Source organism: Desulfotomaculum sp. 1211_IL3151 (assembly GCF_036763075.1).
Taxonomy (GTDB): domain Bacteria; phylum Bacillota; class Desulfotomaculia; order Desulfotomaculales; family Desulfotomaculaceae; genus Desulfotomaculum.
Window position 1 is genome coordinate 1 of sequence record NZ_JBAIYV010000014.1, and the last position, 23545, is coordinate 23545.

Below are 23545 nucleotides of genomic sequence, written 5' to 3' on the forward strand. Positions count from 1 at the left end.
GATACAGGGAAAGTATCAACAGGTCATGAAGCAATATCAGAAATATGCGCTTGTGATCCTTGATGAATTTCTACTCATCCCAGCATCGGAGCAGGAGCAGCGCGATCTTCTTGAAATTATGGAATACAGATGTGGGCAGACATCCACCATATTCTCATCCCAATTTGTTCCCGAAGGTTGGCACGAGAGACTGGGTGGCAGTGCCCTTGCCGATTCCATCCTTGACCGCATCATTCCATCCGCATATACAATGAAGATAGCTGGGGATGTATCTATGCGGCAGCGCAAACGGATCATATCGAGTTAAACCCAAGGGAGCCACCTGGGGTGGCTCCCACCATCAACTTACCGGCTCTCCATAACGGAACAGTCGGCCCTATATGAGAAGAAAGGGTGGCTCTGCCACCCCGGAATATTCAATAAGATCCAGATGCTGCGCTTGTCCACCTGTTCTTACATTGACCAAGGACATCATCTAATTTTAGAAGGAGCCTCCGGTAACGGAAAGACATGGATTGCTTGCGCCCTAGGAATTGCTGCCTGTCGAAAATTCAAAAGTGTGCGTTACATTCGAATGCCAGAGTTACTGACCGAGTTGAATGTGGCAAAAGGACTAGGGACTTTCCGAAAGGCGATCAAATCTTACCAAAAACCCGATTTGCTTATTGTTGACGAATGGCTCATTCGTTGTCTCACCTAGCAAGAATCCTATGACCTCTTAGAGATCATTGAAGCTAGAATTCACCGTGGTTCTCTGATTCTCTGCGCTCAATATGCTCCTAAAGGCTGGTATGAACGCATCAGCCCGTCCAATGAGGGGCCGATCTCCGAAGCAATCATTGACCGTATCATTCATAATGCTTTTGAGATTATTATTGATGGACAAGTCTCTATGCGCGAAAGACATGGTTTGAAAGCAACGGCCACTAAGATGCCGAATCAAACATAGTAATTTGATTAACTAACGCTGTGTAAAGAGGGTGGCCTTGACGACCGTGATAGTGGCCTTCACTTACCGTCAAGGTGGCCCTCTTTGCCCGCGAAGGTGGTCTTATTTGATCGGAATACACATCTTGAAACCGGCATTTGCTTTAACAAGAGGATAACTTATTTTGCTGATAATAAAGGCTGGCTTTTTTGCCAGCCTTTATTATATATTACTTTTAGTTCAATTAGCTGTAGGAGGGATAGATAATAATATGACTAAACTATTAGTTAGATTACACCCTCATCCAAATGAGAGCTTAATAAGTTTTTGTTATAGACTGGGAGAAGTGAATTTTAGTGACCCTAAGGATATTATTAGTACAATAAAGGGTGGGTTTGAGGTAAGTATATTTGAGAAGGAGAAATTGTTAAATCATCTTGCTATTCTACTAGAAATTGGAGAAACTGAACTAGAAAAGTTATCAATTCGTAATTTCATTAATAGAAATTTGTCAGTTAAGATTCTCAGCCAAGATAAACAAATAAAAGAATATCTATGTTTAAATAGTATTAAATTTTGTCCATTTTGCTTAAAGGAGGACCATTATTTACCAATAAATTGGTTTCTTAGGCCTTGTGCAGTATGCCTTAAACATAGAGTTTATTTAATTGATACATGTACTAATTGTAATCGCAAATTAAGTCTTACAGAAGTTATGAGTGGTTTATGTAGATGCGGTCAGGATATTATAACTATTAAAACTACAGAAGTAAAAAATAAAAAAGTTTTTATGATACAAGAAGTTATAAACATGGGGTTACAGAATGGATGCATTGATAAGAAGTTTTATAAACAAAAGGACAGTCCTTTTTCAAAGATTAGTTTTTCGGAATTACTCTGGTTTATGACAAAATTCACTGATTTATTGCTAAATTACCCTACACCTTCTTTCTCTATTAGTTTTAATAGAAAAAAAGGTCATAATATTATTCGGGCTAAAACAGAAACCCAAAAATATAAAAAGAACATTTTAAGTCAGAAAGATATAGCTGCAATCTATGCCAAATCCTTCAATATAATTGAGAATTGGCCTAAATATTTCTCTCGATATCTGGAAGAAGGAAGCGATCATTATAGAGATAACTTTGTCGAAGTTTTAAATTTTATCTATAGAAATCTAAACTTATTGCCATATGAATTTGTTATTAAGGACTTTCAAAATTGTCATAATGAAATTATGTTAAGGAATCTAAGATGGATTTGGCAACGTTATGATGACTTTGGTAATAGAATATACGATACGTATCAAGAGGAATTTATACCTTACAAAGGAAAAGGTCTATATTGCAGGACTCTGAAAATAAAAAAACAAAATACAAGAAATTATGATAGGTTTAAAATATATTATTAAAGTTCTTTTGACTTATTTCCTCTATTATTAGTTTTCATCCCGTAGGTATTTGAGTACGACCTTTTTTTAATATCTAGTTCAAAAGATTTTTCAATATTAAATGTAGGTGAAAAGGGATTAGACTCACAATAAGAAAATGTAGAGTAATGATCTAGATAAATTTTACTCAGAATATTATGATCTAACGATTCTGCCCCTAGCTTAAACGCTAAAAGAACAGACCTTTTTATAAAATCTATCACTAAACCAACCTTACCTTCAGTTGCAAGATATATTCGTTCCCATGTATCATCATTAGTAAGGCCTGATTCACACTTTAGTGGTAAACTGTCATCGATTGTTTTGAGAAGTTTACGAAAGTTAATTCTGTCATTCTGTTCATGACAGTTAAAAGGGAAAAGCTTTTGATTATTTTTAAAACGCCCTTCAAGTTGGTCATTAGTAAAAATTTTTTCTGCTTCAAGAGTTCCCATGAGTACTATTGGTATTTTGGTATCTATAATTAGTCCTTTCAGCCAGTCTGCAGAATCAGACAAGAGTCTTTTTTTATTCCTATCAACAAAATGCTGAACCTCATCCAAAATTATTAATTGAGTTCCACAATGTACTAATAGTTGTTTAAGTTTTGTTGTTTGTAGATATAGTTTACGATCTGTAAACGGGAGGGGCTGGCCCATACTTTTTAAAAAAGAGTTTATTATAGAACCAATAGAAGCAGGGACATCGATTTGTCTTATATATAAGACAGGTATTTTAGTGACCTCTGCAACTGAAAAATTATTAGTCCAGGGTGATAGTATTTTATCTTCAATATCAAAACTAGGATGTTTTTTAAAGTATTGATTTGCAATAGTGGATTTGCCCACTCTTGTTGGACCAAATAGAGACATGCAATCGGGTTCATCATTAGAAAGCAAGTTATGGTGGACCTTTCTAATTTCATCATATAGTTGTTTCATTTTAGGGTGCCAGACTACCAAATTTTTAACATATTTAAAACGTTGGTCTACAGTTAACTTATCTAATTCAATTCTATCCCTTAGGGGAACTTTCTTTTGGCCAAGTTCTTTGGTGATATGCGCATTTTTCGGAGACATCTAAATACCACCTTAAATTAAAAATCGTAAGTCACATCAAAATCATCATTATCTATGACCATATTATCTGAGTCGTTCCATTTTCTAGAACTCCTTAATTGAGGTGTCTTATGTTCCTTTTTTGTTGAAGAAGACTTTTTAGAACATTTTGTTTTTTCTTTCACAGAGCTTGATATTTCAATAACATTATTAATCTTACTTTCCTCTAGTAATCTCAAATCGGGACTAAACCCTATGTTGGAAATACTAGAGGAAATATGGGTATCACTTTCTTTTATCATGATAACCGGACTTTCTGGGTAGCTTTCATTAGCACTAGTAGTGTTAATTGTATTATTCAATATTTCTTTGGAGCCTTGCTTTTTCGCCTGGGATATATTACAACTAGCATCATAACTTTTATCAATAGGATCGCGGCCTTTTTGTAAGATATAGTGCTTAGCACGAGCTAAAGAGATTTCATCAACTTTACAAAACATTTCTCTGGAAATTTTTCTTGCAAGTTTGTGTTCCCATGAGGTAAGACCTTTGCTATAGTCTTGATCAACTGCAGGAATCTTTAACCACCTCTTACTAATTATGTGGTCGTACAAATAGATATGAGAAATATCTAGCGGATCCCATTTAATTTTAAAACCTTGGTTATATCCATTATTTTGTCTAGTGAATGAACATAGGAGTTTGTTTAATTCTGTGGAATTGTAATAAAGGCAGTCTAGTTCCACACCTTTATCACGGATCACTCTTTCCGTAACATAACCTAGAAGAATTGGGATATCATGGGTACTGTTTAACCATGCAGGTGGATAAATCTTCACGTTATGATCCCATACTAAGCTAGGGACACCTTTTGCCCCTCTATTAACCCGTCTGGAATATACATCAACAATCCATTTATGAATTAATTCTAGAAGTAGTGACATGTCTATACAGGCATGTTTGGAAGGGTCTATTTCACCCAAATCCTGAACGTTAGATCGAGTAGTCCCAGGCATTTTATGAATTAAACCACTTTGAAAACTTCTAAAATATCGTTCTATAGAAGCCTTCCACTCGGGTGTTCTCCTTGGTGCATAGTATATTAAGATATCTAATTGCTCACAGGCATCCTTCAATGCATTACCATGAAATTCAGCGCCATTATCAACGATGATTACTTTCGGTACACCATAAGCATGCCACTCATTTTCAATGGAGGGGTACTTTTCTTTAATATAACTCTTGTCCATTAACACGTGACGTAAGCACTGCATTACAGTAGAATAAGATGGTGGCTCAAAACTAATGCAAAACCCTAAAATCATTCTACTAAACTTATCAATAGCAGCTGTAATATAGGGACGTCTCAATTTATTGTTTTCATCGGGAACTAACAAGTCTATAGGGCTATGGTCAATTTCAACACGCTCTAAGATTCTTTCAACTTGAACACCGGCCCCGACTTTATCAAAAGTTTCTTTTGCTTGTTTTTTTCCATGCCTTTTTAGGACTAGTTCTGCTTCTGGGATGGTGTTTATTATTCGTGCAATAGTGGGATATGAGGGATGGTGGATTTTTTTTCCAGTTACCAAGAAGTGCTCCTCTATCCTATGTATTACTTCGTAGTAAATATCGTCTTTTGTTAATCGAAGCTGGTCTTTATAATATTTGTTGATAATTTCATCAATAAATAGGAGTACCTTTTGATTCATTCTACTTTTGTTTTTCCCTCCCGAACGATGATAGGAAGGAATAAGAGAAGTAAAATCTCTTCCGCTATTAGTATAATCTTTTATCCACTGGTAAACTGAAGAACAACTAATACTATTACAAACGGATGAGTACATATTATGAAAATCACTATATTGATCAGATAAAAGACTATTAACTTCCATAACTCGATTACTCACAGTGGATTTAGTACGATTTTCAATGTTTAACAGTGGTTCAATTACTTTTAAACGGAATTTGGCTGCTTTAATATATTTAGGATTTACGCTAGACGATAAATCGCCAAAATCAGAATTGAATTTAATACCAGTTTCTAAATCAGGGGAGTAATTTTTACCCTTACTTTCGAAAACTAAACTTCCGGAATCTAGTTGTTGTCTTAATTCTATTTCTGTAAAAATTATTACATCCTGGTATTTTTCATCTCTAACCTGCACATCACGATTTTCATAAACTTTTAAAATCCTATATATTTTTTCATTTAACTTAAAACGAATACCAACTTCTACCTGAACTCTAAACATTAAAGAACCTCCTTAGAAGGTAAACGTATTATACTTTCAGATGAAAGTGGCTGGGATATATCAAATGACAAGTACTGATGATACAAAAGACTATAAATTATTACTAATGCATCTTGATAACTGCCAATTTGCAAACTAATTCTTTCTGCTAAAGTATGAACATTGACTGTTTCCTTTACACCAATTGTTTGCCTAATAAGGAGTTTTTGTGAAGCCGTTACGTTAATGTTTCTATAGCTAAATAATATTTTGATGTTTCTTAGGGTTACTGGGTCAAATTGTTTTTCAGTTACCATAAGGTATTCATAGCCCATGGATTCACAGTAATTTTGTGCAGCTAAAATCTTAGGATATAATTTAGGATCATTGAGTTTTCTTGAAGGCTTAATCTCTACAATTTCTATTTTATCCTCGGGGAGTTCCACGGCAAAATCAGGGTAATAGTGCTTGGTTTTCCCATTTTCTATATATTCTATTTCTACCGGTTGTTCACAGAAACTTACAACTCCACATTTATCAAACTCCAATAGATGGATGTAATCACATTCCAAAAGAGATTCAAATTCTACTAATCTATTTAATCTCATACTGGGGAAATAACCCACTCTTTTTATGTTTCCTTTTCTTCGAACTACTTTGCGGCATGGTGTAAATTCCATAAAAATCCCTACCTTTTATTAATTAAATAAAGAAGAGGGCACTAACCCCTTGTCAGGTAGTGCCCTCTTCTTTGTTATTTCTGCAAGATTTAAAGTAAACATAAGTCCACCTAACCTCACCTATCATTTTTAGGCCTGTAAAATTTAGCTCTCAGTTCTTTCTGTTTATCTCTTCGTGATAATACATCCTCTAAAAGGAATAAGCCTTTTTTTATTTGCTTCAGTTTTTGTGCTTTTACTAATTGGCATAGACGAGCTCTAGATATACCTAGTATTTCTTGAGTTTCTTTGGATGTAAGAATTTGTTCCTTAATGTTATTAGTACTTTCCATACATTAAAAGTATCAAACCTATTAACAATTGTAAATAGGTTAAAGAATTAAATTTGCTGACTTTTTAAAATTGTATGTATGTATTTGGTGATTTCAGGATGTGTTCGTACTAAAACGGTTCTTCTCACCTTAAGATTTTTATAAAGCATATCACTGGTGATAGCAGTACCGTTTTGCTTACATTCTCTGATAAATTCTTCTACCTTATTTATTAACATTTCACCACGTTTCACTTTTTGCAAATCGCTCTGATGTTTTTTTGCGGCTGCGATTTGAGGTAATAAACCATGAGATCTTAGGGTTTCATGGTTTACTCCTAAGATTTTACTCACTTTATCTATAGTAATAGGTTCTTCTTTATTTATTAATTGCTTGATGGCTTCAGGGAATTCTTTTATCCATTGCTTAGTAAGTTGCTTCTTTTTAGCCTTTCCTGGCGTTGATAACCATGCAACTTGTACATTTGGAAGATACCAATAATAAAGAAATTCAGTGTAGGGTAAGTTAAGGATTTTTTTAAGATCTTTAATTCTGTCGCTATTTTTAATGGCCAATAAAAACCGATCTACAATTTGTGGCTGCGGTATATTAGGGATTAAAAAGTTAAAATAATGCCGTGGTATTAGGTTGTTTGATATTAAGTAAACAAGGCACCTTAATGATTGATCTAGAGATATGCCAAGCTGAAAGGCTATATCCCTTTTCCCTTTACCTTCAAGAATAAGATGTCTAACTTTGTTCCAAGCAAGTTTTATGAAATATCCTCTTTCTACCAACTCATTTGTTTGAGTGTCTATCGCATATTCCGTTCCACAACTATGACAATAAAGATAGTAATTTAGCTTTGTCCCATCTTCTAACTGTTTTGTTGATGTTGCAGTTCTCTTAAGGCTACCTGGCTTCCTAAAAGAAGTACACCAAGGAGCTATACAGGAGTACTGGTCCTTTAGCAGAGGGGTGTGCGTTAGTAAAGAATTAAGAAAGGACTCTGGGAGTTTTATTGAAGAGAACTCCTCTAATGAAACGTTTTGGCATCGTAGAATAGAAAGAATTATTCCCAAGTGAGTGAATCTTTTAATAGAACATGTCCCTCTTGCACTTTGTAGCAATACACTTAAAGAACAAGGGAGATGTAGATTTACTATATGTTGTTTATTAAAAGTATTAGCTTTACCAGAGATAATAAATAATAACTTAAGGGCAAGGTATTGCTTAGGATCAATATGATCTCCATGCACAATTGATTTTATATCAGAAGTCAATAAAAAGCTCCAATCCTCAGAGGCACGAAAATATGTCGCTTCTGAGTAAATAGGAGTACTACTTTGGCAAATAAGATTACACTGGCAATGTGGGCAAATCCCCACAATGCTATCAGGAGCAAGAAAAGGTATTTGCTTTTGGCAGTAAGGACAGTTCTCGACAAGTTTTAATTTGTGATGAAGGCATATATCTAGTTCCTTAACTTGCCAGATTAAACGATAATAACAATTTTCTTCTATGCATTTTGGGCAATACCTTAGGTTTGAAGCAAGTATACTACTCATGATTCTTTGAGAAGAAAGATCTAAAGCAGATTTGTCATGTCCGTAAATCTTTCTAAGAGCTGGTAGAAAGGTTAGATTTTCAAGCCTATCTTGATTAATTCCTACCGTCTCCTGAAAGGCTAAAATATTAAAGATTGTTTCCGGTACAGTATTAATAATTGATGACACTTGTGATTGAGGATAATGAGATCCATTTAAATATGTACGCCATAAAAAATGGGGGTTAAGACCATTAAGCTCAGATACTCTTTGAATGAAGCTAGTTAATGATTCGCCGTGGTAGGGGTTAGGTTTGATAAGAAGAAGTTTATTGTTTATCAATCTGAAACTCTCCGAAAAAGTATTTGGCATAAATTTGAACCTGATATAGTAGACATTTTAGGCTACATATGAATACTCAATTATTTAAATATAATAACCAAAATTTAGAATTATTTGTCTTTGTTTAAAGGAAAAACAGGGATCTTCATTAAATAATAACTAGATATATTAGGCAAGATTTAAGTGGTATTCAAATATTAGCATTCCACAAAACTAGACTGGAAGAAACGGACCTGTTGAATAGGCAAAAATCTGAGAAGTTAAATTATAATATAGTTTTAGTCATTAATTATTAATTGGAAGGGGTATATCTAATGACTATAGATTTTAATAAATTTAGAAGAAAGCCTGTGGAACCTCGAGAAATAAATCCTATGAATATTTACGATGGTTTGGCCTTAAGTGGCGGTTTAAATGATCTCTGGAGGGGGCAGTTTTTAGCATTACAAGAATGGCACGAGTCACGTGAAGAAGCTCATTCAATAGTTAATTTGAATACCGGTGGAGGAAAAACAATTATTGGGTTACTCCAAGGGCAATCTATAGTTAATGAAACTAATGGAAAAGTTTTTTACCTTTGTGGCTCTATACAGTTAGTAAAACAAACTGCGGAAATGGCCGAATCAATAGGACTAAAGGTTGCAACTTATTATAATAGTATGTTTATAAACGAAGTGGATTTTAATAAAGGAGAGGTAATATGCATTACTACTTACCAAGCACTTTTTAATGGTAAAAGTAGGTTTACATATGAAAAAATAAACGCACTAATTTTTGATGATGCTCATGTAGCATCACATGTTATAAGGGATCAGTTTACAATCACCCTTAAAGAACAGGAATATCCAGAAACATATGCTACAATTGTTTCGTCAGTAAAAGAATATTTTAAAGGTATTCATGCCTTTCAACTATTTGATCAAGTCGTTAATCAAAAAAATGATCCTAGTATATTACTTATTCCTTTTTTTGTTTGGCAAGATATTTATAAAAAAGTAACGGATGTGCTTGTTCATGAAGGAGTACATGAAAAGAAGTCTACCAAATTTTCTTGGGATTACCTTAGGGACCATTTGGATTTATGTGCGGTATTAATTACCTCATACTCTGTTGAAATCACGCCATTTCTACCACCACTACAGATTTTAAACTTTATGAACAAAAGGACTAGAAAAATCTTTTTGTCAGCTACTATTCAGGATGAACCTGGTTTTGTTAGGACTTTTGGATTTAAACCTTCTAATAAAATTGCCCCTAAGACACGGGCAGGTGAATCTGAAAGATTGATAATTACTTCGTATAATAATAAGTATTTGGGTGAAGACGAATTATTTGAATTTATAGCGGATTACAGTAAAACAAAAAAAGTATTAGTAATTCCAAATAGTGAAAGAAGAGCAAAACGATGGCGAGAGTATGAACTGAAATTTTCAAGTGAAGATTTTTCGGACAGAGTAATACAATTTAAAAATGCCAGAGAAGGTATTCTGGTAGCTCCTGCTAGATTTGAAGGAATGGACTTCCCGAATGAGGCATGTCGTATTTTAGTAATGGATGGGCTGCCATCCGGGACAGGTCTTATTGAAAAGTTCCAATGGAATAATCTTGGGGAAACTAAATCTTTGCAGGGTACAATTGCTTCAAGAATTGTCCAATCTTTAGGTAGAATTTCAAGGGGAAATGATGACTACGGGTTAGTATTCCTTATGGGTAATGATCTTGCGGATTGGATTACAAGGAGTGATAATCGTAGTAAAATACCATTATTTATTCAAGCACAATTAGATTTAGGAGAAAGGATAACCGAAGGGTTAAATGGTAATAAAGGATTAGGTGAATTCATACACTCGGTGCTCTCTAGGGATAAGGGTTGGATAGACTTACACCAGGATGAAGTGAAAAATTTTAGTAATAATTTTACTGCAGTTGATGATTCTAATAAAGAAATTGACATGGTTAGTGTTGCATTGGAAGAAAGGAAATTTATTGAGAAATTATGGAACAGGGATTATCTAAAAGCTGCTAACGCGCTAGAAGAGAATTTAGCGAAACTTTTTATTACAGATAAGGGGTTAGCCGCATGGCATTGCCATTGGATTGGGTATTGCTATTTAAAAATTGGGAACACAAAAACAGCTGAGATATATTTTAATAGAGCAGCGAAAAGCTTTAAATCTTTAGGAGTAATCCCAAAAGAAATACATAATGTAGTAAGCTCAGTTCTTATACCTGATCAAGAATCACCGGTAGGGCGAATAATTAAGTTGTTAACTGAGAGGGGAGAAATAAATTATGGGGCGTTTTCACAAATGGATGAGCGTCTCGCCCCATTATTTGTAGCTGAGAAAGTGTCCTCCAATTTATATGAGGATACTTTAAAATGGTTAGGTTGTTATCTTGGATTTCAGAGCAATAGACCTGATAAAGATTCCGGTATAGGAAGAGGGCCAGATAACTTCTGGCTATCTGACAAGATTGCAATTATGATTGAAAGTAAGGAAGATAAGACAGGAAAGACCCCATATTCAAAGAAGGAAGTTGGCCAAAGCCTAGTTCATCTAAATTGGATTAAAGAAGAATATCCGGATAACCCAGAGATAGAATGGAAGCTAATGATTGCTGGACCAGATATTGAAGCAGCTCCTGCTGCTAGTACTTCAGAAGAGCTTAATATTTGGCTACCAGATGAAATACTCAGCCTAGCCTCACGAGTGAGAAATTTGTTAAGAGATACATGGAGAGAATCCACGCCTGCAACATTTGCTAAGGATTTAGAAAAAAATCTTACAGAAGCTAAATTAACGGATAAAGATATTTTTAATTCTTTACCAAATAGACCAATGAGAAAAAGTAATCAAGATTAAGATTGAAAACCACCCAACTGATTTATTCTATAGTGGGGTGGCTTTTCTTTTTATGATTGTTGATAGACGATACTATCGACAAATTAGTTATTAAGAATTTATAAACTGCGTAATTTTTTCTGGCAATAATGTGATAAAATCTGTATAGAGCGTGCAAAAATATTTAGTTTATGTTAAAATCTATCCAAAGAGGAGTGAGCATCATGTTAATGCATACAGAAGTCCTAAAAATTATTGAAGGTGGATTAGATAAAAATCGGGATAAAGTACAAAGCTATGCTCTATTACTTTCAAACAAACTTCGCTCCGAGGGTGAAGAGAACCTAGCTGCTAGAATAGAGAATCTTATTAATAAGAAAACAGTACATCCAGTATATCTAGATGAATTTATGTCTAAGCCAATTGATAAGGATTCTAGGCTAGAAATGGTGGATGTATTTTACTCAGAGACTCATCAGGATGAAATTATTCTATCCGGAATTATTAAGGTTAAGGTAGATAATTTTGTTGATTCTCTAAAACACAGAAACAAATTTTTAGCATTAGGAATCAATTCACCAGAATCTTTATTATTGTTTGGACCCCCTGGGTGCGGTAAAACTAGTATTGCTAAATATATATCAGCGCAAACTGGGTTACCGTTAATAACAGCACGACTTGATGGACTTGTATCATCTTTACTAGGGAATACTGCAAAGAACATTCGCAACATTTTTCAATATGCAAAGGAAAGACCTTGCATTCTGTTCTTAGATGAGTTTGATGCGATTGCAAAAGCTAGAAATGATGATAATGAAGTTGGGGAATTAAAAAGAGTAGTCAATAGCCTCTTACAGAACATAGACGATTTCAATGAAAACAATATACTAATAGCTGCCACAAATCATGAAAAATTACTTGACCCAGCTATATGGAGAAGGTTTACTACTGTAATCGAAGTACCTAAGCCATCAGAAAGCGAAATTAGTGAACTAATAAGGCTATTTTTAAATTCAGTTGATTATGATTTTAAGGACGATGCAAAAAAACTTAAAAAATTAACAAACTCCCTGCAAGGCTTATCCCCAGCAGAGATCAAGACAATTTGCTATAACACTATTAAATTATCAATTATTAAAGAAATGAAATTGGTTACTTACCCTCTTTTTTTATATCAAGTTTACCTATTTAGAGGATATAACGAACAGGACATACCGATTGCATTGTTTTTAAATGAACATGGAGTAATTCAATCGGATATATCAAAGGTGTTAGGTATCTCTATCAGGCAAGTAAGAAAGTATACAAATAATGAGGTAGATAAAAATGAAGGATAAAAATTTACCTATAAAAATTTTTGAGAAAAGACTAGATGTTGATGAAAGGTTAACCGAGCCTGGGGGTAATGAAAACATTCCAAAGTGGGTGTTAAGAGGAGCGCCTCTGAAAACAAAATCGGAATTGTTGATAGACGATATGGTATATGCATACAAGAAAATCGAGAATAAATTTGAGAAATACAAAAACATACCAACAGTTATTAAAGCCAAAGTAATAGATGATGCTGTTGCAAAATCACATAGGAATGATATTTCTCAATTATTTCATTCTAAGAAGAAGGACAATATCATTGGTTTTTCGGATAACCAGGAACTTTATGTTAGGATTGATAATATTAAAGAAATACCTAAAATTCTTGAGAGAATAGATGAATATGAAATCAACGCAAAGGCTATTTCGGCTATAGAAGAGATTAAGATCTTTGAACCAATTATAGACGATACACCTCCCACAAAGAAGGAGGATAATTATCTTTATAAGGTTAAGTTAATTGACTTCAATAATTATCAAATAAATAAATATGTTCTAGAAACTTTTAAGAAATTATTATCAGACAACTTAAATTGTAGTTTGTTAAAAACAGTGAAATACAGTGATAATCTAAAGGTACATGTAATATCTACTGATTCTTTAGAGTTAACTCAAAAGATTCAAGATTTTTCGGCTATCTTATCAATAGAACCAATGCCCTTGTTGGAGGTTAGTCAGGATCATTTTTTTAGCGATACACAATTTCCGTTAATATCTCCAGATAAAAATATAGATTATCCTACAGTGGGTATATTAGATTCAGGGATTGCAAAAATACCACAACTAGCTCCGTGGGTTGTTGGAAGCAATACCAGTTATCCGGAAGAATACGTCGATCGCTCCCATGGAACCTTTGTAGCAGGAGTAATTTGTCTAGGCGACATATTTGAAGGAGTTGAATATACAGGACTTCGCGGTTGTTGGTTATTTGATGCTACGGTAATACCGGATCTTACCAAGGAGCAAGTTAGTGAAGCTGATTTAGTGGATAACATAAGGGAAGTAATTCAGAAGTATCGTAATAAAATAAAGATTTGGAATATGTCCTTGGGTAGTCAAACCGAAGCTAAACTTGATGAATTCTCAGATTTTGGGATTGCCTTAGATAATATACAGGATGAAAATGATGTACTTATTTTTAAATCTGCAGGAAACTGTAAAAACTTTATAAATCAGATTCCTAATAGTAGAATTGCTAAAGGGGCTGATAGTGTCCGTTGTTTAACAGTCGGTTCTATAGCTCATTCACAGAATGCTAATGATATTGCGCAATACAATCAATTATCCCCCTTTAGTAGAGTTGGTCCAGGTCCTGCTTATATAATTAAACCTGAGCTTGTACATTATGGGGGGAACTGCGGCTTTAGTAACGGTAAAGTAGTTCCTAATGGGGTTACTTCTTTAGGAATAGATGGGCAAATTAAAAGAAATATAGGGACGAGTTTTTCAACACCGAGACTCTCGGCAATTGCTGCCGACTTATATAATAAAATGGAAGAAGATTTTGATTCTGTCTTGATTAAGGCTTTAATACTACATTCTGCCAAATACCCAAGAGAAGCTATTTTACCAATTAACGAAAAGATTAACCAATTAGGTTTTGGAATAACTAGTAATGCCAGTTCAATACTATATAATGACCCCAATGAAATAACTGTTGTATTAAGAGATACCCTTAATAAAGGGGAATTCATAGAAATATTAGATTTTCCGTACCCTAGTTGTTTAATTGACAAACAAGACTATTATTATGGACAAATACTCTTAACGGTTGTAAGTAATCCAATATTAGAAAGTGGACAAGGACCTGAGTATTGTCAGTCCAACATCGATGTCAAATTTGGTACCTATGACAGTAAAACTAGAAGAGATATGACTAAAAAGACAATACGTAATCCAATAGGCAGAGATGGTGGACAAAATTTATTGAATTCTTCAAATTACAGTAAGAAAAAGCCAGCTGAAATAGCGGAAAGGTTTGCATTAACAGAAAAAATGTTAGTTCAATATGGAGATAAGTACTATCCAAATAAAAAATATGGTATAGATCTGTCTGAATTAACCCCTAGTAATAAAGATAAATATTCTAAATCACCTAAGAATTGGTTCCTCAAAGTGACGGGCTTATATCGTGACTATATAGAAAAGAAAGCTATCATTGAAAGAGATGACTTATCTCAGGAGTTCTGTATTGTTTTAACTATACGAGATCCCTTTGGGGAAAAACCTGTATATAACGAAGTGTCTGCATTGCTGGAGAGTAATAACTTTATTCATCGAAATATTAAGCTGAAACAAACCATTGATGTACTTGTTAATAGCTACTAATATATATAGTTAAACCAACCGTATTGTAGGAGATGAGCTATTGAAAAGTATCGCTTTCTATGAATTTTTAGATGCATTAAAAAGTAAAACTGATAAGATAAACTCCTTTCTAGAGAAATATTCAATTGAGGAAATTATCTTTGCATTAAAAGGCAATGGCTTTGGTGTAGATGCGTATCCAGGTTCAAGATCATATAAAAATTTCTTAGAATTGCGCCCATTAATTATTTGCAAAGCATCAAATCAGATGAAGGAGCAATTGGTTCATGAATATGAATTTGAAATTACTTTATGGAATCAATTATTTCATGACTTCTACTCAAAGGATCAATTTGAAAAAGTGACTGAAGTTCCAGATGAAAAGAAAATCTTTGCTTTTCTTATTGCTTTTGAAGTATATATACGGGCTTTGAATGATTTTAGGTTTAATAAAGGAAAAAATAGAGATCACTATGGTAAAGTAGAACTTCAGAAAAGAATTGACGGAGAAATCAAAGGGGTTGCGGAGTTATCCGCGAACCAGTTTACTGATGCAGTTGATTATTTATTTCAGCAGGCAAGTAGAGTTGTACAAGCCTTTCTTTTTTATGGCTATCTTTATAAAAACAATAAATTTGTTTGTTGTACATTTGAAGAAGAGATTGATTGGGAATTTTTAAATCAATCAATGATGCATTTTCCATTGATAGACATTAGAAATGTTTTATTCGATACATTCGAAGATTGGAAATTTGGTAATTATAAGTTAGAAAAGCTAGACGAAAATAATATAAGGATAATTCCCCAAAAAATTAAAGACTTGGTTAATCAAAAGATTGAAATTCAAAGATTTCAATCTTTTAGACATTCTATAATGTTCAGTGAAAGTTCTAATAAAGATAAAATTAAAGAGTGTAATTACCTCGCACCAAAAGCTTTTCTTGATAATCAAGAAGAATCATCTTACAAAGAATACTTGGAGTATTTTTCAAGTGATAATCTAAGTTACAAAGTCTGCAACATAGAAATAGCAAAATGGTTAAGAGCTTATTCAATAATAAGGCATGTTAATAGAGAATTTATAAATAAAAAAATGTTTCCCGATTTAAATAAACCAAATGAATGGCTATACGTTTCTTCTAAGGATGAGTGGATAGATAAATTCTTGACTTTTGGTATAGATAAAAAGAGTGCTGAAATTATTTTTAATAAACTGAGGTTTAAAAAGAACTCAATAGATTGGTTTGATTCACCACTTATTGAATTTGGTGAAAAAATAGTTACTATTCCTTCATATGCCAGTTATATTCAGGACTCTTTGGCGCTTATGTCTTTGGCTTCAAAGGAAAATTTTAGCCTTGATTTTAAGGGGTATTGCTTTGAAGATCGGGTATTAGATGACCTAAATAAGAATCAAATTCCGGCAGTAAGTGTTAAAAGGCAATTTGAAAATGAAGAATATCAGTGTGATGTTGCATTTATATTAGGAAAGGACTTGTTTTTATGTGAGTGTAAACACACTATTCAACCTTCTACGCAAAGAAAAAGATATGATTTCTACAATCGAAAAATACCGGAAGATGTTAATCAGATAAATAGGATTAGTGAGTTTTATAGTTCCCATATTGATATTCTTTCAGAAGAACTTAATAAGAAAAGAAAATATGACCTTCCTAATGACTGGAAGCCACGACACATTTACAAAATATTAATATATTCTTGTAAACTTCCTGGAAAATTATATAAAGATGAAGTCATAATTACTGATTATACAATTTTATCTACTTTACTGTATAAAAGGTTACCGACATTTTTCAAAAACGGAGAACCAATTAGACAAGTTATGCCACCAAAAATGAAAGGTGTATATCAAGGCAAACTAACTACTAATAAATTATTAAATTTTATTGAAAGTCCATGGCAAATAGGATTTCAGAAAGCGTTTACCAAGGTTGAAGATGAAATAGTACCTATTAATAAAATAAATCTACATAGAAAAAAGGCCTCTAGAACTATTGACGATTTTTATGATTTAAAGAAATAAGCCCCGGAGTTTTCTGGCGAGGGATAAGGTGTTAGAATGACAAGACAAAAACAATCATAAATTAGGAAACTTAACTGCATAAACATGCAAGATAGGCTTCTGCAATTAAGAAACATAATATATTTGTATTACGCTATTATTAATAATAGAATAGGGCCAGTCCAGATCATTGCGATATTTAAGGCTGTTTCTTGATATTTGCTTTCTGCCCAGTCCGAAACTTTATGAGAATAAGGTCGGTGAACACTTGATTTATCGTTGAACCAGTCCAGAACTTTATGAGAACCCACAACAACCTTAGAAAGAATAATATTTCGGATAAAACAGATTCTCATTTTGTCTATCCTGAAAATAACTAACTCTTTTTCATCAGTGCCACTCCTGTTGCGTGGAATTCTTATTTTTGTAGTTACAATGGACAGATTGAACTTCGCAAAATCCATATACCCATTAGGATAATTATGGAAGGGGATTAGGATAGAATGTGATGTAACTAAATAGTTATTATCGGAGTAGTCAGATGGAGGGACTGTGAAACTGAACTTGAATACCTTAATTTTGATTACTTGGTTATAGGGGACAGAATGAGGCGCGGTAAAACAGTTCCAGAAACCCTCAAGTATTATAGGAGGAATAACGAAGTGAATCTATCCGATAAATTAAAGTCCTTTATCCGTGACGTGATCGCAACTCCGGAGTTCTGGAGAGTCAATTATTATCTGTGGTCGATGAAAAAAGCGCCGCATGGCGGCGTGTTTAATATCGGATATCCTAACATGTTCCTAAAATACTGGCCAACCCCAGTGTTTCGGCTTTTTAATCCACGCCAGCCTTTACCGTTGCCAGTGCAAAACGCGGCTGCCACATTCCTCGCCATTCTCAAAAGCACAAATATTGATACAGAGGAAATACTACAGTTCTGCTTTAGGCTAGACACCGATAATCCCAAAAATCCCGCAAACGGGAATCGGTTGTTTTTAGCTATATCGGGAGGGATTGTCACGGTCAACAGCGACTGCAAGCTGAGCCAGTGGGATGCCGCTTATGATGCCGGCGAAGGCAAAATCAGTTACACGGATAATTTTGATTTTGATATGATCGCCTCCTCAGCGCTTTTATATGCATGCTCATAGAACAACGCACGTACAAAATTAACGATATAAATGAAATAGTTAGTCGAGAGAGATTACTAAACGGCTCAGACGATTACGGTTTGTATGATGTAACAGGCGCCGGTTTTGAGAGGCAAGGGTTCAAGTTAAACGATACATATTACCTCTACAACATTTTCCTCGATACTTCAATCGGGGGAGCTAACGACCAAGTGCCTCGAACTGTCCAGATAATTAAAGACATACAACCTCCTGTAAAGTTGTTCATGCGGTGCGATGAAAATCTCGCTGTACCATACTCACGGAAGGTAAGTACAGCAAGTACGGACTCCCAAAAATGGCGCGGGATAACTTTGGATTTCAGTAATATCTCTCGACAGGTCGCGGACGGTAAAGAGGAGGTTATTGTGCATTTCGACCTCGAAACCGGTCACAAGATTCTCGTCTATATCAAAAAGAGTTGGGATGATGATGGGCTGGAATTATATCATCTGAATGTTGAGCAACTGTGGAACCCAGCGATATTCGCAGATGACGAGGATATCGTTATCACTAACTACATCCACGGAACATATTATCCGTCACGTGAGGCGTTTTCACATATCGATTTTTCAGCGAATCAATATCGTAGGGATGTATTCGTGGGTAAGTACGATGACGCTGTGAAGCGGACAGGGATTCCAATTAATAAACACACTGATATGCGTGATGAACACTATAAAGTATGGTGCGTCAAAGGAGATTCTCTTACAGCTAAAGTGTGGGCTGAGTTGGTATGCGCAACGCTTGACGCTCCGTTCCGCGTAATTTTTATGGAGACGATAGGCGGTAGTTATACTGAAGACGAGTAAGTATTTGATAGTATAGAGCTATCAACAAAAAAACAGAAATGATGTATGACACACCCTATTTTCACGTTATACGAAGGTGATTTTCCATGCTTACAATCCAAGTTCAGGTACAGCAGAGAAAGGTATTAGAGAAGCTGCAACGCGAAAGAGTGTGCACAAGAATATTTGAATTAACCTGAAAGGGTTCAACTTTTCTATAAACTACGATTTGAATTAGAAAATAAATGTTCATATTATCCATATTTTGTGAGTGCTTACCCACTAGAAATTGCTGGGGTATTTGCATGGGTATCATTAACAAAAGTCCTATTGAGAAGCCCCTTCAGAATACTGGAGGAGCTTCATTGCGGAGTAAGGAGATTCTGTTGGTTTGAACAGTAACTAAATGTTGTATAGCAATTAAATAAGTAAATCATGCAATTGTATTACCATTTCGTACCATCCCTGAATTGAACCATCGGGAGTGTACAAAATTTTGTGTCATTCGTTTGTGACCGATAGCCGACGCAACCAACCTGCGTGCCTGTTCGATGGTACGTTTCGCTTTCGCCCCGAGGGAGTATTGACTGGAAACATTGCCGTACTGCTCTTGCAAAACGGAAGTATTTTCGCAAAATTCGTATCTAATATTTTGGCCGTAGTGCATTATTGGTATAAATCACTGTATTACCTCTTTAAAACAAAGTACATCCCTGCTCTTTAAACTCCTCTATTTTTGCTAGCAGTTCTTCTGTGCTAACATCAAGGTACTCAGCAAAACAGTCCAAACAATAGAATTGCTTTATTTTTCGTCCGAGCATTTTCTTGTTTAGACCGATTTCATCTTTAGATAACAGCTTTTTTCCACAGGCAAAGCAGTCCATCTTATTAGCTTGTTTCACTGCTGTTCACCTCATTCACTGTGAATTGCGGTATGTCCTTGCCGCGATACTCCGAGTCGAGTATTCCCAACTGCATTTTGATAGTAGAGCGCATTGTACAGGCGCGTCGTAAACAATAGCGGTTGAAGTCGCGGGCAGATATGTCTTCCGCTTTTCGCACATTCGGGAACAGCAGTTTCAAATATGCGGTAGCGATTCGCTTGACAGCCTCTGTGTCGCGGGTATCAGCTGCTGCGGGTACATTTACTAACTTGTCAACTACGGCTCGATAGGTGGTATCGCTCCGAAGCTCGTGAAGTATGGCGCAAAAATACTCTGAGTTCAATGCCCACCCTGATATTTTCAGGTCGTCGTTCATACGCGGAATGTGCCAGCCTTTGATAAAACCGTGGAAACGCTCTATCAGAGCTGATTCGTGAAACACAGCTGGCAGTTCCTTAAACATATTTGTCGTTCCGTCGTTGTCCATTGTTTGTTTTGAGATATTGCCACAAAGAATAACCCCTGCATCGGCTACGCCCTCATAATTGCCAACGGTGAATACGCCCGATTCAAGATAGCCTTTTAACGCAGCCCGCATCTCATCTACATCCGTAAAAGATATTGTTTGGACTTCATCAAGGGTAATAAAGTCATTCCCTGCCACAAGTCCTTCTGTACGTTTGGAAATGTCATAGAACATTTTGGCACGACTCATAACACCGCCGCTCGAGAGCCAGCCAAAACGACTTACACGTCCGAAAAGATATGATTTCCCTGTACCCTTTGGTGCTAGCTCAATTAGATTTAGACGTTTTTCCGTAAATGGCAAAAGGCGTGTCAGCATTGTCATCTTTTGTTCTTCGCTTTTATAACCGCTTGCGTTATAATCTACCGCGCCAAGGAGGACATCAATCCACTCGGCAGTTGTGAATTCACCACGAACATCCTTATAGTAATCAAGGTCTATTGAGTAAGGACAGAAGTTCTTAAAATTGACAAGACGAATTTTCCCAGGTAACTTAGGAGTAACACTGTCATTAGGCGGACGATAGCCTAGTTCAAGCATACCCCATGCGTCTCGCCCTTTGATGAGTTCCTGCTTACAAGAATCCCAAACCAAGTCTTCAATAATGGTTTGCTTTGCTGTCAAACCGAAATCGGGCAATGCAAATGACACCTCGCCTGTACGGATGTCAATATCCACAGAAATCTTCGCCAGTAACTTCACTCGTTCATTTTCCTTAATAATGCGGTTTTTTATGGCTGTCCAATCTTCTTTGCGAGGAATATACTCGCGGACAAATGACACTAATTCATCCTCATTGAACGAACCAAACTCATCCTCAAAACGGTGAAGAAGCCAATCACGCATAAACGAAGGAAGACTTAATGCCGAGAAGAAGTTGCTTTTCTTTAAATCCTTATAGACTACCATCTCGTCAAAACAGTTTCTTAGTCTATCTATCATAATGGTGCTCTCCCTCCGTTAAAACCAATCAGCGTCATTCGTCTTTACGCTTTCACGCTGGATTTCGAATTCCACTTGCCCGATTAGATTATCACCCTCAAATACTTCTGTGGTGTATTTTCCCGGAAGCTTTATATCGGGGAAAACAATTTTATGCTTATTATTACCGATCGCTTCAGCGGAATACTGCTTTCCAAGTACCTTAACAGACACGCTTTTTAATGGACTCCTGCTGAACAGTACAATTTCAGCGTTCTTTTTGTAACTTGCAGTAGTTACCGGTGTAGTATTGCTTACCTCAATCTTGCTGTCGAACAACTCTACCTCAATAAGTGGAATAACTACTTCTTCGAGACTAGCCCCACCATGGACTTCAACGTTTGCCTTACGACCGCCTTTAAACCGATCGTAATTAGCCAGAACCCAAAATCCGTTCTCTTGAGTGGCGTACTCGGATTTAACATCTGCATCACTGCTAGGACAACAACGCCCAGAATGCCTTCCTTTTTTTGACATTTCCCATTTGCATTCTTGCTCATTGATTACAGCAAGGCGACTGGCTCCATGGTCCGAGATAATTATTACCTTGTCGGCCTTTTCTCCTGTAAGCATTGTTTTTACCCACTCTAAGGCTGAATCAATAATGCGGAGTTCCTCGGCAAGGTGGACTGGAGTCTTTATTGTTTGATAGTTGAAGTCCTGCTCTCCATCGTGCTTTATTTTATCTAGCTTTTTTGTCTGTGTCTTATCTCCGTTCCAAGCCTCATAGAAATCGCTGTTAAAAGATGTAATGGTCGGTAGATTAGCACGGACTGTGTAAACCTTTATCTTCAATTCGAGGTAGTTTGCTCGGCTTTGAATATAACCAAGATATTCCGCACCAAGAGCGTCAATCCAATATAATATCGTATTTGCTTTGCCAAGACTGTCCAGAACCTCACCACGCGTTTTCAAACTGTTATATGCACGACTTCCATCAACGGCCAAACTAAGAACTTGCTCGTAAAAATCCGGCGTAATTCTATTGGTCAGTTTCATGTGTTTATAATCTGAAAAGTAATCGGTCAGCAGCTTCCCTTTCTTCCCAGAAAATGCGAAGTCTTGGAGATATTCATGTAAGGTAGGGTAGATATCTTTAATGGAGTGGGGAATAGTAGTCATCCCGTCAAGGCTCTCGATTATAGCTTGCCGCTCTGCAGAAGTATTGTCAGTCAAATAATAAAATCGTTCATCGTCTTTTACCTTTGTTTCAGCAATGTAGCCAGCAATGTCGCTGTTCTTCACATCTTTAAGTAGTGCTTTTCTTGTAGTATATACTATATGAAAATCCTCATCGCACACGGAGTAATCCAACAGCGCATAAAAAACCCTTCTTTTATATGCGTCATAATCGAAAGATGTGTCTACCACATATTTAAGGTATCTGTCCTGTGTCGATTCAAGTTTCAACTTAATATAGGTTCGCCAATGTAGATAGTCGAATCCATCAAGATTTTTGTCGGCAAGGAATTCTGCCCAAAGGTTGTCTGGTAGGCAAGTCTTTGGCAAGTTAAAAATAGGGTTAACTTGCAAAATAGCATCATACGCCGTACATACCTCTCGAACGCCTTTGAGCTTCAAAGCGGTTTTAATGAACAGCGTTCCACTTGCACCATTCTCCAATTGCAAGAGCAGTTCCGTAAAACCCTCTATAGCGCAAACGCCAAGGGCGGATGGAAATTTGATGATTTCGTAGGGCGACCCTGATTTCAAAAAGCACACCCTTCTGCTGCTAAACTTCTTATCATCTTTGCAAAGATTTATTACTGCCCCACGAATTCCACGGCAAACAACAACGACTTTTGCCGCAACATTCAAGTCTTTAAGTTTCCCTAGGATATTTTCATTGTCACCAAGTGAGGTACTTTCTCCACATCCGAGCAGAAGCGTGTTCCCGGTAACAGCGGGAAGCTTATCGCAAAGAGCGTCAATATCAGGGTAAGCATCATTATTGGCACAATATTTGCTTGCACGCATTTTAGTCAGCGATTCAAGACCGGTGATTATAGTAGAATATTCTATGCTGTCGTCAACGACTACAAAGAACGGCGTAACAACATTGCTTGTCAAATACTTATGAACTTTTGCGAGAGCTGATTCCGCTGAAACAGTTTTCAC

General features: G+C 35.8%; 15 protein-coding genes and 1 pseudogene. 9 read left to right on the forward strand and 7 right to left on the reverse strand.

Annotation, left to right across the window (positions count from 1 at the left end):
- The 3 genes and pseudogenes from V6C11_RS02635 to V6C11_RS02645 form a co-directional block, all read left to right on the forward strand.
- The coding region (locus tag V6C11_RS02635) for an ATP-binding protein (protein ID WP_333529530.1) at positions 1-307 on the forward strand (307 nt) is incomplete at its 5' end.
- 123 nt (positions 308-430) lie between these two features.
- Positions 431-949, forward strand: a pseudogene (locus tag V6C11_RS02640) (ATP-binding protein).
- A gap of 163 nt (positions 950-1112) precedes the next feature.
- On the forward strand, positions 1113-2339 hold the full coding sequence (locus tag V6C11_RS02645) for a TniQ family protein (RefSeq protein ID WP_333529531.1): 1227 nt from the start codon (positions 1113-1115) through the stop codon (positions 2337-2339).
- Here V6C11_RS02645 and V6C11_RS02650 read toward each other — a convergent pair.
- The 4 genes from V6C11_RS02650 to V6C11_RS02665 all read right to left on the reverse strand — a co-directional run bounded on the left by V6C11_RS02650 (position 2336) and on the right by V6C11_RS02665 (position 8529).
- The gene (locus V6C11_RS02650; protein WP_333529532.1) at positions 2336-3436 is read right to left on the reverse strand and encodes a TniB family NTP-binding protein; all 1101 of its coding nucleotides are present in this window, start codon (positions 3434-3436) and stop codon (positions 2336-2338) included. The two genes, V6C11_RS02645 and V6C11_RS02650, sit on opposite strands and share 4 nt — an antisense overlap.
- A gap of 17 nt (positions 3437-3453) precedes the next feature.
- The gene (locus V6C11_RS02655; RefSeq protein WP_333529533.1) at positions 3454-5670 is read right to left on the reverse strand and encodes a DDE-type integrase/transposase/recombinase; all 2217 of its coding nucleotides are present in this window, start codon (positions 5668-5670) and stop codon (positions 3454-3456) included.
- Positions 5670-6329, reverse strand: coding sequence for a TnsA endonuclease N-terminal domain-containing protein (locus tag V6C11_RS02660; RefSeq protein WP_333529534.1), 660 nt, complete (start codon positions 6327-6329; stop codon positions 5670-5672). Before V6C11_RS02660 ends, V6C11_RS02655 begins: the two co-directional genes overlap by 1 nt.
- 379 nt (positions 6330-6708) lie before the next feature.
- Positions 6709-8529 (reverse strand): TniQ family protein, encoded by a 1821-nt coding sequence (locus V6C11_RS02665; protein WP_333529535.1) that lies wholly within the window; start codon positions 8527-8529, stop codon positions 6709-6711.
- Between the two features lie 314 nt (positions 8530-8843).
- On the opposite strand from V6C11_RS02665, the gene V6C11_RS02670 reads away from it, so the two are divergent.
- The 6 genes from V6C11_RS02670 (at position 8844) to V6C11_RS02695 (ending at position 19057) form a co-directional block, all read left to right on the forward strand.
- The gene (locus tag V6C11_RS02670) at positions 8844-11393 is read left to right on the forward strand and encodes a DEAD/DEAH box helicase family protein (RefSeq protein WP_333529536.1); all 2550 of its coding nucleotides are present in this window, start codon (positions 8844-8846) and stop codon (positions 11391-11393) included.
- Between the two features lie 203 nt (positions 11394-11596).
- The gene (locus V6C11_RS02675) at positions 11597-12709 is read left to right on the forward strand and encodes an AAA family ATPase (protein ID WP_333529537.1); all 1113 of its coding nucleotides are present in this window, start codon (positions 11597-11599) and stop codon (positions 12707-12709) included.
- A complete protein-coding gene (locus V6C11_RS02680) occupies positions 12699-15071 on the forward strand; it encodes a S8 family peptidase (protein WP_333529538.1) in 2373 nt (790 codons plus the stop codon). Before V6C11_RS02675 ends, V6C11_RS02680 begins: the two co-directional genes overlap by 11 nt.
- 40 nt (positions 15072-15111) lie before the next feature.
- Positions 15112-17094 (forward strand): hypothetical protein, encoded by a 1983-nt coding sequence (locus V6C11_RS02685; protein WP_333529539.1) that lies wholly within the window; start codon positions 15112-15114, stop codon positions 17092-17094.
- 641 nt (positions 17095-17735) lie between these two features.
- Entirely contained in the window at positions 17736-18227 is a 492-nt protein-coding gene (locus V6C11_RS02690; RefSeq protein WP_333529540.1) for a hypothetical protein, read from the forward strand.
- A gap of 80 nt (positions 18228-18307) precedes the next feature.
- The gene (locus tag V6C11_RS02695) at positions 18308-19057 is read left to right on the forward strand and encodes a hypothetical protein (RefSeq protein ID WP_333529541.1); all 750 of its coding nucleotides are present in this window, start codon (positions 18308-18310) and stop codon (positions 19055-19057) included.
- A gap of 674 nt (positions 19058-19731) precedes the next feature.
- On the opposite strand, the gene V6C11_RS02700 is transcribed toward V6C11_RS02695, so the two are convergent.
- From V6C11_RS02700 to pglZ, 3 genes are read right to left on the reverse strand one after another with little or no spacing between them, the layout of a single operon-like run.
- Positions 19732-19938, reverse strand: a complete 207-nt coding sequence (locus V6C11_RS02700) for a hypothetical protein (protein WP_333529542.1) — start codon at positions 19936-19938, stop codon at positions 19732-19734.
- Positions 19925-21388, reverse strand: a complete 1464-nt coding sequence (gene brxL, locus V6C11_RS02705) for a BREX system Lon protease-like protein BrxL (RefSeq protein ID WP_333529543.1) — start codon at positions 21386-21388, stop codon at positions 19925-19927. The genes V6C11_RS02700 and brxL overlap by 14 nt, the downstream gene beginning before the upstream one ends.
- A gap of 18 nt (positions 21389-21406) precedes the next feature.
- Entirely contained in the window at positions 21407-23545 is a 2139-nt protein-coding gene (pglZ, locus tag V6C11_RS02710; RefSeq protein WP_333529544.1) for a BREX-4 system phosphatase PglZ, read from the reverse strand.

Bases quoted from the DNA above. Each gene is read 5' to 3' on its own strand.
- V6C11_RS02675 (WP_333529537.1), top strand. From the start codon at position 11,597: ATGTTAATGCATACAGAAGTCCTAAAAATTATTGAAGGTGGATTAGAT.
- brxL (WP_333529543.1), bottom strand. From the start codon at position 21,388: ATGATAGATAGACTAAGAAACTGTTTTGACGAGATGGTAGTCTATAAG.
- V6C11_RS02660 (WP_333529534.1), bottom strand. From the start codon at position 6,329: ATGGAATTTACACCATGCCGCAAAGTAGTTCGAAGAAAAGGAAACATA.
- V6C11_RS02650 (WP_333529532.1), bottom strand. From the start codon at position 3,436: ATGTCTCCGAAAAATGCGCATATCACCAAAGAACTTGGCCAAAAGAAA.
- V6C11_RS02670 (WP_333529536.1), top strand. From the start codon at position 8,844: ATGACTATAGATTTTAATAAATTTAGAAGAAAGCCTGTGGAACCTCGA.
- V6C11_RS02680 (WP_333529538.1), top strand. From the start codon at position 12,699: ATGAAGGATAAAAATTTACCTATAAAAATTTTTGAGAAAAGACTAGAT.
- V6C11_RS02655 (WP_333529533.1), bottom strand. From the start codon at position 5,670: ATGTTTAGAGTTCAGGTAGAAGTTGGTATTCGTTTTAAGTTAAATGAA.